This is a genomic window from Psychrobacter sp. W2-37-MNA-CIBAN-0211, from assembly GCF_040309405.1.
Lineage (GTDB): Bacteria > Pseudomonadota > Gammaproteobacteria > Pseudomonadales > Moraxellaceae > Psychrobacter > Psychrobacter glaciei.
In genome coordinates this window covers 1-243 of record NZ_JBEOOU010000501.1, presented here as the reverse complement: position 1 = coordinate 243, position 243 = coordinate 1, and the positions used below count along the sequence as shown (strand labels likewise).

At 38.3% G+C, this 243-nt stretch carries 1 protein-coding gene; it reads left to right on the top strand.

Annotated elements, in window-relative coordinates:
• Positions 1-55: 55 nt before the first annotated feature.
• The coding region (locus AAEY72_RS16040; protein ID WP_352311660.1) for a hypothetical protein at positions 56-243 on the top strand (188 nt) is incomplete at its 3' end.

Sequence of the window (243 nt, the reverse complement as noted above, 5' to 3'; positions counted from 1 at the left end):
CGTGAGTACTTTAGCCGTTAACTCTAGCAGTGGTACTTGTACTGGAAGCGTACAAGTGTCAGCAGATAATTTTACTACTTGCTTGGCCTTAACTATTGAAAGTTTGTCGGGTACTACCAGCGACACAAGTACTTATTTTCATACTGTAAATTTAAGCGCAAGCTTTGATGAAGACACTCAATATATTGTTCGTGTTACAGCTGATTTAGCTAATTTTGATAGCACAACTATTTTGGCGCAAAC